The following is a 14,904-nucleotide window of genomic DNA, read 5'->3' on the forward strand; positions in this document are numbered from 1 at the left end:
GTACTCAAGGGAGCTTTGCGCTCCGCTCGGCGTTGATGATTCAGGCCAGGTCCCGATCCGGTGCGTCCTCTCCTCGAGAACAGGAGTGGATGGCCGGCCAACCGACCTTGGCCGGCAACAGGAATGTGGAAGCAAAGGGTCGTTCATCCATGCATCACGCGGACATTGGAGTTCACATCGCCGCCGACGGGAAGACGGCGGTCATCCTGCCGGCCGGCGAGACGTCTCATCCCATCGACCTGACGCTCGATCAGATCACCAAGCTGATCGGTCATCTCGGCGAAGCGCGGCGGCAGATGGTGCAGGGCCAGCCCACGCCCAGCCTGACGGGCGCGACGGTGAGCATCGCGGCCCATACCAGCTGGCACATTCAGTCCTATCCCAACGGAGGCGCCCTCTTCGCGTTTTATCACCCGAGCTTCGGTCCGGTAGGCTTCGTCCTGCCGAGAGACCAGCTTTCCGGCATCGTCCAATTCCTGAACAACCAGCTCGCCGTGACACCATCGCCGACAGGGACGGCGCATTGACGTCCAGCAGCCCGATCGCCCATGGTCGGCTCCCTGTTTCCAGACGATATTCGGCCGGGATCGCTCCGTCCCTCGCGAACCATCGGCCCTTTCTCCTCCCCTTGGAACCGGACTCCGGCATGATGACCCTGCCACCTCTTCGACCCAGGAGCACGACCGTTCGGGCAGCGTCCCTGCTGTTCGCGGCCATCCTCTGGCCCTTTCATGGGGCCTCCGGCCAGGAGGGAGGCGAGGACAGCCCCTTCGCCGATGCGGATATGGCGCCACGCAAGCAGGCACGTTGCAGCGAGGTCGGACGCTTGACCCGGGACAAGGAAACGGGGCTGGAGCGAATGGATTTCAGCGTCACAGGGACATTGGCCCTCGTCCATTACGACGGCACCCTGGCCTATCTCGGGCTCTGCGGCACACCGCCGGATCCGAAGGTCGTCTGCATCACCTACCAGACCAATGGCCTGCGGGTGGGCGACCGGGTCATCGTGACCGGGGGCTACAGCAAGCAGAGCGCCGACTACATCCTTCTCGATCCGTGCCTGGCATCGCAGCCCGATCTGCCCAAGGAATAGCGCCTCGTCTCAGCCGGCTTCGGCGGAAGCCAGGATGACGACGTTGCGGCCTGCCGCTTTGGCCCGGTAGAGGGCATGGTCGGCTTCGTGGATCAGTTGATCGACGGTCGTGTTGGCAGCTCTCGCGCAGCCGATGCTGACAGTCGCGGCTACCTCCCGTCCAAGGACAGTCTGCGCCGCCCTTGCAAAGGCCCGCCGGATCTCATCCGCGCGGGTTTCGACAGCGTTGTGAAACGGGAGGATGGCCACGAATTCCTCTCCTCCCATCCGGCCGAAGGACCCTGCGGGAAGATGCGCGGCCAGCACCTGTCCAAAGACCGTCAAAATATGGTCGCCGACCTCATGGCCGTAGGTGTCGTTGATCTTCTTGAAGTTATCGAGGTCGAAGAGGAGGCATGTCACGGAACCGCCTCCGAGGCGGCGAAGCAGTTCGGATGCATTTTGAAACAGGGCGCGCCTGTTTGGAATTCCCGTGAGCGGATCCACCAGTGCAGCCTGCTTGTGCTCGTCTTCCACCTGCTCCTTCGCCATGGACAGGAATACGAAGGCCAGCGCAGGGACGTAAAGGAGGAGAAACAGCGCCATGTTGGAAGACCATCGCATGGCCAGGACATCGATCCACTCGACGCCTGTCGAGGTGAAGGCGAGCACGCCTCGAACCACGTGAAACGCCGCCAGCACCAGAAGGAGAACGATCGCAACGCCCTGAGAGACGAGACGCTGGCGCGCATTGTGCCACAACTCCCAGGCGGACAGGGACACATAGGCGCCGGAGATGATGGAGGCGACGACGAGGCGCGCCTCGAAGCGCTCCTGGATGGCGGGGAAGAGAAGGATCCATGCGGCCAGGCCCGGCAGGCTCGCCAGAATGGTCCGCGAACGCCCATTGAAGGCCCGGCACCCCGCGTAGAGGATGCCATAGACCAAGGCCATCAGCGCATTCGACACCAGGACCATGAGAGGACCTGTCGGCTGCAGCCCCAAACTGGCGAGTCCCATGCCAAACGGCACAAGGCAGAAGGCTGTGCCCCACCATGCCAGAGCATGGACATTGCGGTTCAGAAGCCAGGAGAAGAGCAGAAGCGCTCCCAGAACCGCTGAAATCATCAGGAACGCAACGCCAAGAGTGGTGGGATCAAGGCTCATGGACGGTCGCGGGTTCCTCGGGTCTGCTTCGGGAAGAGCCCCTTGCCCGCCGGATCCAGACCCGCGAAGGGGCCGGGACTTTCGGCGGATGATCCTGCCCGCTCACATCGCTCTCGGTCACCAGATGTGGATCCATCAAGATTCCGGGGATGTCGAACAGGGTCGGAGGTCTTTAAGAACGTAGCATTATGTGCACGAATCCAGGCATTCAGCAACGGAAACTCTCTTCCGACCCAAGATAACGGATATCGTTGTTGCCGAAACCAATAAGCAATTCTTGGAGTTCAGCCATATCCAGGCCAAACCGCAAGGCGTTGAGTGCATCATCCGGACAATTTGTCTGGACATTGGATCTAAAATTCGGGTGGGCGCATCGATCGGAACGGAGCCTGCGCCCCCTCGCCTCGCTAGCCAAGTTTCAACCCATGCGTCATCCTCGCCGAACCGGATGTAAGCTTGGTCGTTATGATGAATGACCGACGGGGTGCAGTCCGGCGACAACCTGAACGCCGGCGGCCTTTCCGGTCCAACGATGTGAGTGGTATGAGCAAACAGACCAAGACTGCAGCAATCGCGGTCCCCCCTACGGAAGCCGCCATCGTGACAGCCAGCAACATGACGGAGCTCGAGCTGGTCCTTCCAGACCTTGCCGATGAGGACCTTCCCGAAATCCCGACCTTTCTCGTTGCGTGCGCCATGCGGTTTCATAGCGATCCGCAATTCGTTCAGGACCAGATCGAATGGCTGGCCAGGATGAGGGAAGCCGATGTCGACGAGGGTCTGAAGCCGGACGAACTCAACTCCTCCAACGACGATTGACGTCTCAGCTCTTCCCCGCCCGCTTGAGATCGCGGAGACGCCGTGCGGCAACATCGCCGGGCGTGCCGGCGGAAAGGCGGTCGTTCAGCGCCTCGATCTGCCGCCGCTGGAGTTCCAGCAGGACTTTCAATCCTTTGATCCGGGTGTGGAGCACATTGGCTTCATGGAGTCGACCGAGAGTCCCCGCGAACCGGCTCCCGTTCGCCTGCTTGAAATCGTTCATGGTGTCTGGATGCGAAGGTCAGAAGATCAGTCCGAAGGCGCATCCCTGGACAAGAATTAAGGTCATTTGACGGCCGAGCTGCCGGCAAGCCTCTGAACGAACGCCGTCCCTCCAAGGCGGCTTTCGATCCGGGCGGCCTTCGTGTCGTCGCGGAGGTGTGGGCTTCCGTCCAGAAAAAACCCTGTCCCTCGCCGGGACAGGGTTGAGTTTGTCTCAACTCACCCTTCGGAAGCCTCTCCGAAAAGCCCGGACAGTAGGGCACAGAGCTCCACGCCTGTCAAATATGCGCATGTATTCACACAAGATAAGTTAGTATTCTTACTATGTATCTTTAGTGGTAGAACCTTGGTTGCAAAAGCTTGGCCGCAGGAAATCCCGTAGTGTTGCTGTACAGCCATAGCAATTCTTAAGCAACTGGTCGTAGCCTGTACGAGTGAGTCCTCACACAAGGGAAGCCCAATCATGAAAATCCGTCTGCTGAATTTCCTTGCCGCTACGGCAATCACAAGTATCGGCGTCTCCGCCGCCTCCGCTGCGGATCTCCCCACCCGCGCCGCTCCCCCGGCCCCGATCATCGCGGCTGTTCCGGTCTTCACCTGGACCGGCTTCTATGTAGGCGTGAACGCCGGCTATGGCTGGCGCAATGGCGATCGCGAACCGGTTTTCCTGTCGCCCGGCGTCGGCACTCCCGGCCTTTCCGGAACACTGATCTTCCCAGGCGGAGACGACGGCGGCTTTGTCGGCGGCGGCCAGGTCGGCTACAATTACCAGATTGGCTCCTTCGTGATCGGCGCCGAGGCCGACATCCAGTGGGCGGATACCGGCAATGATCAGAACGCCGTCTTCGTGCCGGCGGCCGGCTTCGCCGGCACCTTCGTGCCCGGCGTCTTCCGGAACACCTCGGAAGATTGGTTCGGCACGCTGCGCGCCCGGATCGGTTTCGCGATCGACCGCGTCCTGATCTACGGCACCGGTGGTCTCGCCTACACCGAGAACGATACGGGCTGGGTCCTCGGCGGCGGTGTCGAGTGGGCTCTGCCCACGAGCTGGAACCTGTTCGGCTCCTCTGCCGTCACCTTCGGGGTGGAGGGCCTGTGGCTTAACATCGATCGCGGCAATGACTTCAACGGACCTGTTGGCACATTCACGCCAGCGGTCGTCGGCCTCCCCACTGCGACGGTCCTCGCACCTGTCGCCAACAACAACGACAGCGATTTCGGAATCATCCGCGCCAAGCTGAACGTCAAGTTCGGCACCTACTGAGGCCCATCGGGCACTATGGGAAGAGGCCCGGTTTTTTCCGGGCCTCTTCCATGTCGGCCCTGAGCGCGGTCTGCTTTCCCGCCGGCCTGGGATCTTCTACAGCGCAGGCATGTGAAGCGCCTTCGAGGAGAGGTTGCACGTCGCGGCGGGGATGAATCGGCGGGTTCGCTGAAAGGCTGGCTCCAGTTGCCTGTGGACTTACCGGAAGTTCCGCGACTTCACCCGGATTTCCGCCGTGTCGCTCAAGGGAGGGTCTGAGGGCATTGGCGGCCTGCCGCCTCCCGGGACGCGCAGGTCCGGCCCGCCGCCTGTCCTGGCCTCGTCGCCCCGTCCATAGGGCAACGGAAATGCCCCGCCCCGCTGCCCGACGCTGCGCAGAAGATCCGAGTAGTCGATGAAGTGCTGGGCAATGACATGGATGATCTGCCCTTCGCGCTGCACCCGGCCGCGGCATCCGAGCATGCCGTTGGTCAGGATCAGGCGGCGCTGCCTGTCGAAGAGATCCGCCCAGATGACGATGTTGGCGACATCCGTCTCGTCCTCGATCGTCATGAAGGTCACGCCCCGCGCCGAGCCCGGCTTCTGACGCACCAGCACCAATCCTGCGACAGTCACTGTCCAGCCATTCCGGGCCTGCCTCAGAGAGGAACAGGGCACAACCTTTTGCTTATCCAGATCGGCTCGCAGGAACGCCACCGGATGACGCCGCAGCGTCAATCCCTTGGAACGGTAGTCCTCGACCACCTCGCCGCCTTCCGTCATCGGCATGAGGGCGACGAAAGGCTCGTTCACCTCCGGCTGCGGATCAGCTCCGTCCGCGGCCATGAAGAGCGGCAGCGGCTCATCACTCAAGCCCTTGATGGCCCAGAGCGCGTCGCGGCGATCGAGCTGCAGGGATCCGAACGCGTCGGCCTCCGCCAGCCTTTCCAAGGCCGGGACCGAAATTCCCGCCCTGCGCCAGAACTCCTCGATTGTGGTGTAGGGTCGGTCGGCACGCATCAGAGGCACCAGGCCGCCATCGGCATTGGCGAGGCCTTTGACCATGCAGAGCCCGAGACGCACAGCCAACAACCCCTCCCGCTCTGGTTCTTCCAAGGTGCAGTCCCAATGGGAATGGTTGATGTCGACGGGGCGGATCTCGACCCCGTGCTGCTGCGCATCCCGCACGAGCTGTGCGGGAGCGTAAAAGCCCATCGGCTGAGCATTGAGCAGCGCACAGCAGAACACGTCCGGATGATGGCGCTTCAGCCAGCACGACGCATAGGCAATCAGGGCAAAGGATGCAGCGTGGCTCTCCGGGAAGCCGTATGAGCCGAAGCCCTCGAGCTGCTTGAAGGTCCGCTCGGCGAAGTCGCGGTCATAGCCACGGGCGAGCATGCCGTTGACGAGCTTGTCCTGGAACTTCGAGACGCCGGCCGTAAACTTGAAGGTCGCCATGGCCCGGCGGAGCTGATCGGCTTCCGAGGGCGTGAAGCCGGCGCACTCGATCGCTACCCGCATCGCCTGTTCCTGGAACAGCGGCACGCCCAGAGTCTTGCCGAGGACGCGCTCCAGTTCAGGCTTGGGATAGGTGACCGGCTCCCGGCCCTCCCGTCGCCGGATGTAGGGATGCACCATGTCGCCTTGAATCGGTCCCGGCCGGACGATGGCGACCTCGATCACCAGATCATAGAAGGTCTTCGGCTTCATGCGCGGCAGCATTGCCATCTGGGCTCGGCTTTCGATCTGGAACGCCCCGACCGTGTCGGCCTTGCGGATCATCGCGTAGGTGTCGGAATCCTCCGGCGGGATGCGGGCCAGATCGAGATCGATCCGCTTATGGTCGCGCAGCAGCTCGAAGGCACGGCGCATGCAGCCCAACATGCCCAATCCCAGCACATCGACCTTCATGAACCTGAGCGTCTCGATGTCGTTCTTGTCCCACTCGATCACCTGCCGGTTCTCCATGGCGGCGGGCTCGATCGGCACCAGGTCGTCGAGGCGCTCCTGGGTCAGCACGAAGCCGCCGGGATGCTGCGAGAGATGGCGCGGGGCACCGATCAGCTCCTTGGCCAATTCCAGCGTCAGGCACAGCCGCGGATCGTTCAGGTTGAGGTTGAGCGCCTTGGCATCCTCTTCACTGAAGCCGTCGTTGCTCCAGCCCCAGACGATGCTGGACAAGGCACTGGTGACATCCTCCGGCACGCCCAGCACCTTGCCGACCTCGCGCACGGCACCACGGGTGCGGTAGCAGCTCACCACGGCCGTCAGGGCCGCCCGGTGACGGCCATAGGTGTCGTAGATCCACTGGATGACTTCTTCCCGGCGCTCATGCTCGAAATCGACATCGATGTCCGGCGGCTCGTTGCGCTCCTGGGAGATGAAGCGCTCGAACAGCAGGTCCGAGCGCACGGGGTCGATCGACGTGATGCCGAGCACGTAACAGACGGCGGAGTTCGCCGCCGAGCCGCGGCCCTGGCAGAGGATGTCGCGCGAGCGGGCGAAGCTCACGATGGCATGGACGGTCAGGAAGTAAGGCGCATAGCCGAGGCTCTCGATCAGAGTCAGCTCATGGCGGAGCTGTGCCGCCACATTATCGGGCAGCCTCTCCGGGTAACGGCTCTTGGCTCCCTCCCAGGTCAGCCGTTCGAGCTTCTCCTGCGCCGTCTCTCCAGGGTCTGTCTCGGCCGGATATTGATAGCGCAGCTCGTCGAGTGAGAAGCGGCAGCGCTCCATGATCTCCCGCGTCCGGGCATAAGCCTCGGGATGGCGCTCGAAGAGGCGCGCCATCTCCTCCGGATCCTTGAGGAAGCGGTCGGCATGGCGCTCGAGACGGAAACCGGCTTGATCGATGGTGCAGCCCTGACGGATGCAGGCCACGACATCCTGCAGCATCCGGCGCGCGGGATGGTGATAGAGCACATCGCCCATGGCCACACAGGGCACGCCCTGCACTTGGGCCTCCTGCTCGACCCGCCAGAGCCGCAGATGCTCGTTAGGCGCGAAGCGCCGGATCAGCGCCATATAGGCCCGGTCCTGGAAGACCTGCTTCAGACGCTTGAGATTGACCGCCAGCGTCTCACCCGCCTCGTCTCCGAGCAGGATGGCGAGGAGCCCCTCGTTCCAGGCCGCCACATCCTCCCAGGCCAGAGAGCACTTGCCCTTGCCGGCACGCGCCTTTCCGACGCTCAGCAATCGGCACAGGCGCGAATAGGCGGCTTTGTCGGTCGGGTAGACCAGCAGCGACGTGCCATCCATGAGATCGAGCCGGCAGCCGACGATGAGACGAACGCCGGTTTCCTTCGCGGCGTCATAGGCCCGGACGATGCCGGCGAGCGAGTTGCGGTCGACGATGCCGAGCGCCTCGATGCCGAGGAGCTTGGCCTGCTCGAACAGTTCGGCCGGGCTCGACGCACCGCGCAGGAATGAAAAATGCGTCGTGACCTGGAGTTCCGCATAAGAGGTCATGAAAAGAGCCCGTGCAGCCACCAGCGCCCGCCCTGATCGGCCGGCGCATCACGGAAGATCCAGAAGCGGGCGCCCTGCTCGTCCTCCACCCGGTAGTAATCGCGCACCAGCGTGCGCTCCTTGTCGCTGCGCCACCACTCGCCGGCAATGCGCTCGGGGCCATCGGCGTGAACGACACGGTGGCGTACCTTCCGCCAGACGAAGAGCCGCGGCGGATGATCCGGCAGAAGTGCCGTCGCCGTGACCGGCTCCGGCGGATCGATCAATCGTGTCGGCCGCGGCAGGGTCTCGGGCCAACTCTGTCCGGTCGGCGGCGCCAGCGGTGAAATCTGCCGCATGGACCGCTCCGGAATGCGGCTTTCGACGGGAGCGAGCCGGTAGACGCTCCTGGTGCCGAGCCGCGCTCCGAGACGATCGACCAGATGGCTCAAGTCCACATCGCTGCCATCCGCACCCGTGACGCCTGTGGTCCGCATCTGCTGCTCGGTGAGCGGCTCGACCTTGCTGGCGAGCAGAGCCACAGCGTCAATGCCGAAACCCGGATCGATCATCTGCAGGCGCTCGTCGAAGAGCCTGGCGAGGTGCCTGGCATCGCGACTGGCTCTGGCGGTGCCGACCCGCAAGGCGATGCTGCGCTTGTCGACCCGCTCGACGATCAGATCAAGCCGGCGCGCGCCCTGCCCTTGCCGCGCGAGAACTTTGCAGAGTGCGTCCGACAGCCGACCGACAACATCCTGAAGATCCTCGAGCCGCCCGATCGGTTCGGCAAATGCCAGACGCTGCGACGGCAATTCCTTGGGCATGAGTGGATTGAGCGGCTCGAACACATGCCCGAAGGCCTGGTCGAGCCGCAGAGCCGCTTCCCTGCCGAACCGCCTCACCATCGGCCCTCGCGGCATGGCCGCGAGTTGACCGATGCGCTCGATGCCGAGGCGCTGCAGACCCTCGACGGTTTTCAGCGGCAGGCGCAGCGCCGCCACCGGCAGTGTTGCGACGGCATCGACGGACCGGCCCGGCGGAACGACGCTCATGATGCTGTAGCGCGCCACAGCCCAGGCCGCGCCCGGCGCATCCGCCACGCAGGCCATGGCCTGGATACCTTGGGCCGTCAGGCGCTTCATCAGATCATCGACAAGGCCTTCCTCGCCGCCGAACAGATGAGCCGACCCCGCAACGTCGATCCATATTCCATCGGGCGGATCGGGCGCGACGATCGGCGAGTAGCCGATGCACCAGCGCGCCAGCTCGAGAAGCGAGGCCTCATCCTCCTCCGGCGTTGCCTCGATCACATGCAAGTCGGGCACCAATGCCTGGGCATGGGCCAAGGTCTGGCCTGTGCGCAGCCCGAGCGCATGCGCCGCCTGATCAACGCCCGCCAGAAGTCGCCGCGAGCCTTCGCTGATGACGGTGACGAGCGGCTTATCCCGCGGCGGATCGCCGAACTTGCGGCGGATCCGATCGGTGGGCCAGGTCGGCAGGTAGAGCGAGACGACCCTTCGCATCGCAGGCCTCGACAATCCAGGAACGCGGTTCGCCGCCACGGCAGCGCAGGAGTTCGACATGCCACTGAGCACGGCTCAGGCCTGGGGCGGGCGGCGCCTGGGAGGTGAAGGGTGAGATCCGCCAGCGCGTGACGGCCGCGTTCGGCAAGCCGGTCAGTTCCTTCTCGGCCACTGTCCACCAGCGGCGCAAGGCGAGCGCCGTCACCCCGGAGGATTCCGCAGCCAGTTGCAGCCGCCGTGATGAGGTCAGGCCGAGCCGTGTGACCTCTCCGATGACGGCGGCCAAGCCCTTCTCGCGCAAGCCCTCCTCCATGCTTGGCAGGATGTCGCGCTCGCGAAACGCTTCGGCATAGATCACCCGGTCAGGATGCAGGCCTGCCGCGGCCAGGCTGGGGGCAAACAGGTCGCGTCGGTTGAGGCACCACAGCACCGGGCCTCTGAGACGGGCCGCAATGCCAGCCACGAAGAGCGTCGCGGAACCGGCGAACTCGGCGGCCATTCCGCCCTCGATCACCTCGTGCAGTGCGCCACGGGCCAAGCCGTTGCCGGGCAGGCTGCGGTCGAGAGGAGCGAGGCCGAAGGCCAGATGTGGCTTGTGCCGCGCGCTGCCGCCGAAGCGCTCGATCTCGTGCCGTAATTCGGCCAGCACTGTCTGTTGCCCGGCACGCATGCGCCCTGACCATCCTCATCTTCGATATGTCGATGTTCCTATTATGTTCTCGCGTGCCGCAGAGTCAATCTGCCGCATGAGGCTGTTAATTCTGGGGAGAAGACTGTTTCATGGCCGGCACAGCAGGCAGATGGGTTCAACGATGGCCGCCCGGATGGCCATCTTTCCGCAAGGAGGCAGCCGATCAACTCGGAAGAGCCTTCCGTTGCCCCAATGTTACCCTGATGGATGTCTCACGGCTTCTAAGCCAGGACGAGCCGCGCTCAAGTCTTTGACTTTGAAATGGTACAGCCGCCCCGGCTCGAACGGGGGACCCCCAGATCCACAATCTGGTGCTCTAACCAACTGAGCTACGGCTGCACGCGTGGCAGGGTGTAATCGCCCAAGAGATCAATTTCAAGGCTTCTTTGTACGGCAGCCCCAAAATCAAAAACGGCGGGCCGTGGAGCCCGCCGCCAAGGAGATCGTGCCGGGTGGAAGGAGCTTACTCCGCAGAAGCTCCGGCCGCCTTGAGAACCGGAGTCCAGCGCGCCACCTCCGACTCGACCAGCTTTTGCAGGGCCTCGGGGGTACGCTCGGCCTTGGTGGGAATGACCCCGCCGAGGTCGAGAAGGCGCTTCCGGGTGTTCTCGTCGTCCAGGGACTTGACAAGGGCATCGTTGAGCTTGGCCACGATCTCCGGCGGTGTCCCCTTTGGCGCGAAGACGGCGTTCCAGGCGCTGACCTCATATTCGGGCAGGCCGGCCTCCTTCGTGGTGGGCAGGTTCGGCAGGGCAGGCGAACGCTCAGCCGTCGCGATGGCGAAAGCCTTGATGTTGCCGCCCTGGATTTGCGGCGCGACGTTGACGATCTGATCGGTCATGTAATCGACGGTGTTGGCCATCAGGTCATTGAGCGCCGGCCCGGTGCCGCGATAGGCGACCATCGTCGGCTTGGCCTTGATCACTGAATTCAGGAAGATGCCGGTCGAATGGGACACGGATCCCACCCCGGCATGGGCCATGTTCACCTTGTCGCCATTAGCCTTCATGTAATCGAGAAAGCCCTTCAGGTCGTTGGCCGGAAAGTCCTTTCTGGCCACGATGATGATCGGGGTGCCAGCCGCCAGGCCGATGGGTGCGAAGTCCTTGGCCGGATTGTATTTCAAATTCGGATAAAGGGCCGGCGCTGCACCATGGGTGCCCATGTGGCCCATCATGATCGTATAGCCGTCCGGCTGCGATTGCGCGCCGCGGGTGATGCCCGTCGTGCCGCCGGCGCCGGCGACATTTTCGATCACGATCTGCTGACCGAGGGTCCGGGACATGTGATCGCCGACGATGCGGGCGATCACATCCGTGGGGCCGCCAGCCGCGAAAGGTACGATCATTGTGATCGGCCGCTGGGGATAGTTCCCCTGCGCCTGGGCGGCGCCCGTGGCGCCGATGGCGAGCCCTGCGGCGATGGCCAGTGCGATTTTCTTCATTGTCTTCTCCCTGGAAAGTAATCTTCTTACATTGTGGAACAGCGAGCCGGGACGGCAAGCTACTCGGTGAACACCTCGTCCCTCCCCTTGCGGATCGAAGGCAGCAACGCCACCACCAGGAGGACCACGGCGACCAGAAGCAGGACCCCGCTGACCGGACGGTCGATGAAGGTCTCCAGCGATCCTCGCGACAGGATCAGGGCCCGGCGGAGGTTTTCCTCCAGGAGCTTGCCGAGCACGAAGCCGAGAAGCATCGGCGCAGGCTCGAAGCCGAACTTGATCAGCATGTAGCCGACGATGCCGAAGAAGCCGATGAACATCACGTCGGTCGGCAGCGAGTTGATCGAATAGATGCCGATGCAGCAGAACATCAGGATCGCCGGGAACATCAGGTGATAGGGCACCTTGAGCAGCCGCACCCACATTCCGACGAGCGGCAGGTTGATGACCAGCAGCATCAGATTGCCGACCCACATGGAGGCGATCATGCCCCAGAACAGTTCGGGATTGCGCGTCATCACCTGCGGCCCGGGCACGATGCCATGGATCGTCATGGCACCGACCATGAGAGCCATCACTGCGTTCGGCGGAATCCCCAGCGTGAGGAGCGGAATGAACGCCGTCTGCGCGCCCGCATTGTTGGCGGATTCCGGGCCCGCCACGCCCTCGATGGCGCCCCGGCCGAAACGGCTCGGATCCTTGGCGAGCTTTTTCTCGACCGTGTAGGACGCGAAGGGGCCGAGCACGGCGCCATTACCCGGCAGAATGCCGAGGATTGCGCCGATGAAGGTTCCGCGCAGCACCGGCTTGTAGGATTGCCGGAAGTCCTCCTTGTTCGGCAGGAGGCGGCCGATGGCCTGCCGGACCACGTCACGGGTCTCGGTATGGTCGAGGTTGCGCAGAATTTCCGCGACGCCGAACACACCCATGGCCAGGACTGCGAAGTCGATTCCGTCGGTCAGGAACTGCAGACCGAAGGTCATGCGTTCCTGGCCTGTCTCGAGGTCGGTGCCGACCGTCGAGAGCAGGACGCCGACCAGGATCATCGCGATCGCCTTGAGAATCGAACCGCGCGCCAGGACGACGGCGAAGACCAGGCCCATGACCATGAGCGAGAAATATTCGGCCGGGCCGAAGATGAGGGCGAGACCCGTCAGCGGCGCGCCGAGGCCTGCGATCACGAGGGTTGCCACCGTCCCGGCAAAGAACGAGCCGATGGCTGCAATTCCAAGCGCCACGCCGGCGCGGCCCTGGCGCGCCATCTGGTGACCGTCGAGGGTGGTGACGACCGATGTCGCCTCGCCGGGAATGTTCACCAGGATCGCCGTGGTCGAGCCGCCATATTGCGCGCCGTAATAGATGCCGGCGAGCATGATCAGCGCACCGACCGGGTCGAGCCCGAAGGTGATCGGCAGCAGCATGGCGATGGTCGCGATCGGGCCGACGCCCGGCAGGACGCCGATGAGTGTGCCGACGAGACAACCGAGGAAGGCAAGGCCGATATTCTGTACCGAAAGGGCGACGCCGAAGCCGAGGCTGAGATTGGAGATCAGATCGCTCATCAGACTTCCTCGGGTTGCTTGACGACGTCGATCCTGTCGCCTCCGCGCTTCCGTGCCGTCAGTTGAACGATCACAGCCGCCACGACCATCAGCGCGGCTAGGACCCTCAGAATGGTCTTCTGGGACCATGTCGCCGGGAGAATCCCGGTGAGGGCCTGTGGGAAGATCGGGATCGGCAAGTTGAGCATGTCGCCGAACAGCAGCATCGAGAAGGGCGTCAGGCTCAGGGCAAGAACAAGCAGCTGGCGAAATTGCGTGTCGGCCGTTGCATATCCGCCGATAATGATTGCCAGCGGGCCTGCGATGATCATCCCCAGCCCAGGAATGGACACCGGGCCCAGGCTGAAGGGTCGGATCGTGACGGCAAAGGCAAGAATGCCCAGGACCACGAAGAAGGGTCCCCGCAGGCTCCAGGCCTCGAGGGGCTCGCCGTCCTTGAGAAAGGCGGCGGCGATGAGCGCCAACCCGCACAGGCCGACCCCATAGGCCAGCCAATCCGGCAACATACTGGGACCCATGGCGCTCAGACGACCCTGGGGAAGATCACGGGTCAGCCACAGCGCCAATACGGCCAGAAAAAGCAGAAACAGCCCTGCTGCGAGATTTTGAGACGAGCGGATTATTCCGTGGCGTTCCCGCCCCTGCCCGTGAACCATGGATACGTGGCCTCCCCGCGGAGCGTGTCCGACGCGCGCTCCCTTGTTCTTCAAGATCGATTTTTGCCCAAACCGCGCCTCGGGATCAACCAATTCGGCAAAGTTTTCAAGGCTTTTGGCACCCGGGCCAAGCCTATCGAGCGTAAGACCTTCGACCTATTCGCGGGCGTCGGAACGATATAGCCACAAAATTCGGCGATTTAGATCTTTGAAATCCGGCCACTCATATATAGGTAAGCATCTTCATTTCTCGGCACATATTCCGAAGACCTCCAAGGCCTGGCGCATGGACTATTTTCTCTCAAGTACGTTTCTCCTGTCCCTGCTTCAGGTTGTTTGGATCGATATTCTGCTCTCAGGCGACAATGCTGTCGTCATTGCGATGGCCTGCCGCTCCCTGCCCGCCCACCAGCGGAAGCTGGGCATCTTTCTCGGCGCGGGTGTCGCCGTCGGGCTTCGAATCGTCTTCGCCCTGATCATCTCCTACCTCCTCGGCGTCCCCTATCTGCGCGTCGGAGGCGGCCTCCTGCTGTTCTGGATCGCCCTCAAGCTGATCCAGGGAGAAGAGGAGGGAGGCGGGCACGAGGTCAAGGCGAGCGACTCGCTCTGGAAGGCTGTTCGCACCATCGCCATTGCCGATGCGGTCATGAGTCTCGACAACGTCGTTGCCATCGCCGCAGCCTCGCGCGGGCATCCCGAGCTTTTCATCTTCGGTCTGCTTCTGTCGATTCCGCTCATCATGGCGGGCGCCTCGCTGATCACGAACCTCCTCACCCGCTTCCCGATTTTCGTCTGGGCGGGAGCGGCGCTCCTTGGTTACATTGCCGCAGAGATGATCGTCACGGACCCCGTCGTCCTCGGCTGGCTGTCCAACGCCTATCCGCAGCTTGTCATGCCAGATCCAGGCCACCCGCCTCTCGATATCAAGCCGGTCGGAATGGTGCTCTACAGCGCCGCGGCCATCGGTGCCCTGTTCGTGATTGCGGGCGGCTGGCTCCTGGGGCGGAGCGCAGCGCAGAAGGAAGCCAAGACCTGAGCCTGCGCGCCTTTCGCGAAGT

The 14,904-nt window shown here is 63.4% G+C and carries 13 protein-coding genes and 1 tRNA gene; 5 read left to right on the forward strand and 9 right to left on the reverse strand.

Annotated elements, in window-relative coordinates; translation table 11 throughout:
* The first annotated feature begins 89 nt into the window (after window positions 1–89).
* Complete coding sequence (locus AC522E_RS15615; RefSeq protein ID WP_500747181.1) at window positions 90–527, forward strand: hypothetical protein; 438 nt, start codon at window positions 90–92, stop codon at window positions 525–527.
* A 119-nt stretch (window positions 528–646) separates the two neighbouring features.
* Window positions 647–1,093, forward strand: a complete 447-nt coding sequence (locus tag AC522E_RS15620) for a hypothetical protein (RefSeq protein ID WP_500747182.1) — start codon at window positions 647–649, stop codon at window positions 1,091–1,093.
* Window positions 1,094–1,102: 9 nt separating this feature from the next.
* Here the strand turns inward: AC522E_RS15620 and AC522E_RS15625 are convergent, their stop codons facing one another.
* The gene (locus tag AC522E_RS15625; RefSeq protein WP_500747183.1) at window positions 1,103–2,239 is read right to left on the reverse strand and encodes a GGDEF domain-containing protein; all 1,137 of its coding nucleotides are present in this window, start codon (window positions 2,237–2,239) and stop codon (window positions 1,103–1,105) included.
* A 543-nt stretch (window positions 2,240–2,782) separates the two neighbouring features.
* On the opposite strand from AC522E_RS15625, the gene AC522E_RS15630 reads away from it, so the two are divergent.
* Entirely contained in the window at window positions 2,783–3,058 is a 276-nt protein-coding gene (locus AC522E_RS15630) for a hypothetical protein (protein WP_500747184.1), read from the forward strand.
* A gap of 4 nt (window positions 3,059–3,062) precedes the next feature.
* Here the strand turns inward: AC522E_RS15630 and AC522E_RS15635 are convergent, their stop codons facing one another.
* Window positions 3,063–3,281 (reverse strand): hypothetical protein, encoded by a 219-nt coding sequence (locus tag AC522E_RS15635; RefSeq protein WP_500747185.1) that lies wholly within the window; start codon window positions 3,279–3,281, stop codon window positions 3,063–3,065.
* Window positions 3,282–3,743: 462 nt separating this feature from the next.
* Between AC522E_RS15635 and AC522E_RS15640 the strand changes: the two genes are divergently transcribed.
* A complete protein-coding gene (locus AC522E_RS15640; RefSeq protein WP_500747186.1) occupies window positions 3,744–4,544 on the forward strand; it encodes an outer membrane protein in 801 nt (266 codons plus the stop codon).
* A gap of 198 nt (window positions 4,545–4,742) precedes the next feature.
* On the opposite strand, the gene AC522E_RS15645 is transcribed toward AC522E_RS15640, so the two are convergent.
* From AC522E_RS15645 to AC522E_RS15675, 7 genes are all read right to left on the reverse strand, one after another.
* Window positions 4,743–7,991, reverse strand: a complete 3,249-nt coding sequence (locus AC522E_RS15645) for an error-prone DNA polymerase (RefSeq protein WP_500747187.1) — start codon at window positions 7,989–7,991, stop codon at window positions 4,743–4,745.
* On the reverse strand, window positions 7,988–9,493 hold the full coding sequence (locus AC522E_RS15650; protein WP_500747188.1) for a Y-family DNA polymerase: 1,506 nt from the start codon (window positions 9,491–9,493) through the stop codon (window positions 7,988–7,990). The genes AC522E_RS15645 and AC522E_RS15650 overlap by 4 nt, the downstream gene beginning before the upstream one ends.
* The gene (locus AC522E_RS15655; RefSeq protein WP_500747189.1) at window positions 9,411–10,163 is read right to left on the reverse strand and encodes an ImuA family protein; all 753 of its coding nucleotides are present in this window, start codon (window positions 10,161–10,163) and stop codon (window positions 9,411–9,413) included. Before AC522E_RS15655 ends, AC522E_RS15650 begins: the two co-directional genes overlap by 83 nt.
* Window positions 10,164–10,446: 283 nt before the next feature.
* Window positions 10,447–10,523: transfer RNA gene (locus AC522E_RS15660), tRNA-His, on the reverse strand.
* A 124-nt stretch (window positions 10,524–10,647) separates the two neighbouring features.
* Window positions 10,648–11,628, reverse strand: a complete 981-nt coding sequence (locus AC522E_RS15665) for a tripartite tricarboxylate transporter substrate binding protein BugD (RefSeq protein WP_500747190.1) — start codon at window positions 11,626–11,628, stop codon at window positions 10,648–10,650.
* Between the two features lie 59 nt (window positions 11,629–11,687).
* The gene (locus AC522E_RS15670) at window positions 11,688–13,190 is read right to left on the reverse strand and encodes a tripartite tricarboxylate transporter permease (RefSeq protein WP_500747191.1); all 1,503 of its coding nucleotides are present in this window, start codon (window positions 13,188–13,190) and stop codon (window positions 11,688–11,690) included.
* Entirely contained in the window at window positions 13,190–13,846 is a 657-nt protein-coding gene (locus tag AC522E_RS15675) for a tripartite tricarboxylate transporter TctB family protein (RefSeq protein ID WP_500747192.1), read from the reverse strand. The genes AC522E_RS15670 and AC522E_RS15675 overlap by 1 nt, the downstream gene beginning before the upstream one ends.
* Before the next feature lie 286 nt (window positions 13,847–14,132).
* On the opposite strand from AC522E_RS15675, the gene AC522E_RS15680 reads away from it, so the two are divergent.
* Window positions 14,133–14,882, forward strand: coding sequence for a TerC family protein (locus AC522E_RS15680; RefSeq protein WP_500747193.1), 750 nt, complete (start codon window positions 14,133–14,135; stop codon window positions 14,880–14,882).
* Window positions 14,883–14,904 lie beyond the last annotated feature (22 nt).

Source organism: Microvirga sp. BF8, from assembly GCF_059888585.1.

Coding starts and splice junctions, on each gene's coding strand:
- AC522E_RS15615 (WP_500747181.1), top strand. CDS start 90: ATGGCCGGCCAACCGACCTTGGCCGGCAACAGGAATGTGGAAGCAAAG.
- AC522E_RS15620 (WP_500747182.1), top strand. CDS start 647: ATGATGACCCTGCCACCTCTTCGACCCAGGAGCACGACCGTTCGGGCA.
- AC522E_RS15625 (WP_500747183.1), bottom strand. CDS start 2,239: ATGAGCCTTGATCCCACCACTCTTGGCGTTGCGTTCCTGATGATTTCA.
- AC522E_RS15630 (WP_500747184.1), top strand. CDS start 2,783: ATGAGCAAACAGACCAAGACTGCAGCAATCGCGGTCCCCCCTACGGAA.
- AC522E_RS15635 (WP_500747185.1), bottom strand. CDS start 3,281: ATGAACGATTTCAAGCAGGCGAACGGGAGCCGGTTCGCGGGGACTCTC.
- AC522E_RS15640 (WP_500747186.1), top strand. CDS start 3,744: ATGAAAATCCGTCTGCTGAATTTCCTTGCCGCTACGGCAATCACAAGT.
- AC522E_RS15645 (WP_500747187.1), bottom strand. CDS start 7,991: ATGACCTCTTATGCGGAACTCCAGGTCACGACGCATTTTTCATTCCTG.
- AC522E_RS15650 (WP_500747188.1), bottom strand. CDS start 9,493: ATGCGAAGGGTCGTCTCGCTCTACCTGCCGACCTGGCCCACCGATCGG.
- AC522E_RS15655 (WP_500747189.1), bottom strand. CDS start 10,163: ATGCGTGCCGGGCAACAGACAGTGCTGGCCGAATTACGGCACGAGATC.
- AC522E_RS15665 (WP_500747190.1), bottom strand. CDS start 11,628: ATGAAGAAAATCGCACTGGCCATCGCCGCAGGGCTCGCCATCGGCGCC.
- AC522E_RS15670 (WP_500747191.1), bottom strand. CDS start 13,190: ATGAGCGATCTGATCTCCAATCTCAGCCTCGGCTTCGGCGTCGCCCTT.
- AC522E_RS15675 (WP_500747192.1), bottom strand. CDS start 13,846: ATGGTTCACGGGCAGGGGCGGGAACGCCACGGAATAATCCGCTCGTCT.
- AC522E_RS15680 (WP_500747193.1), top strand. CDS start 14,133: ATGGACTATTTTCTCTCAAGTACGTTTCTCCTGTCCCTGCTTCAGGTT.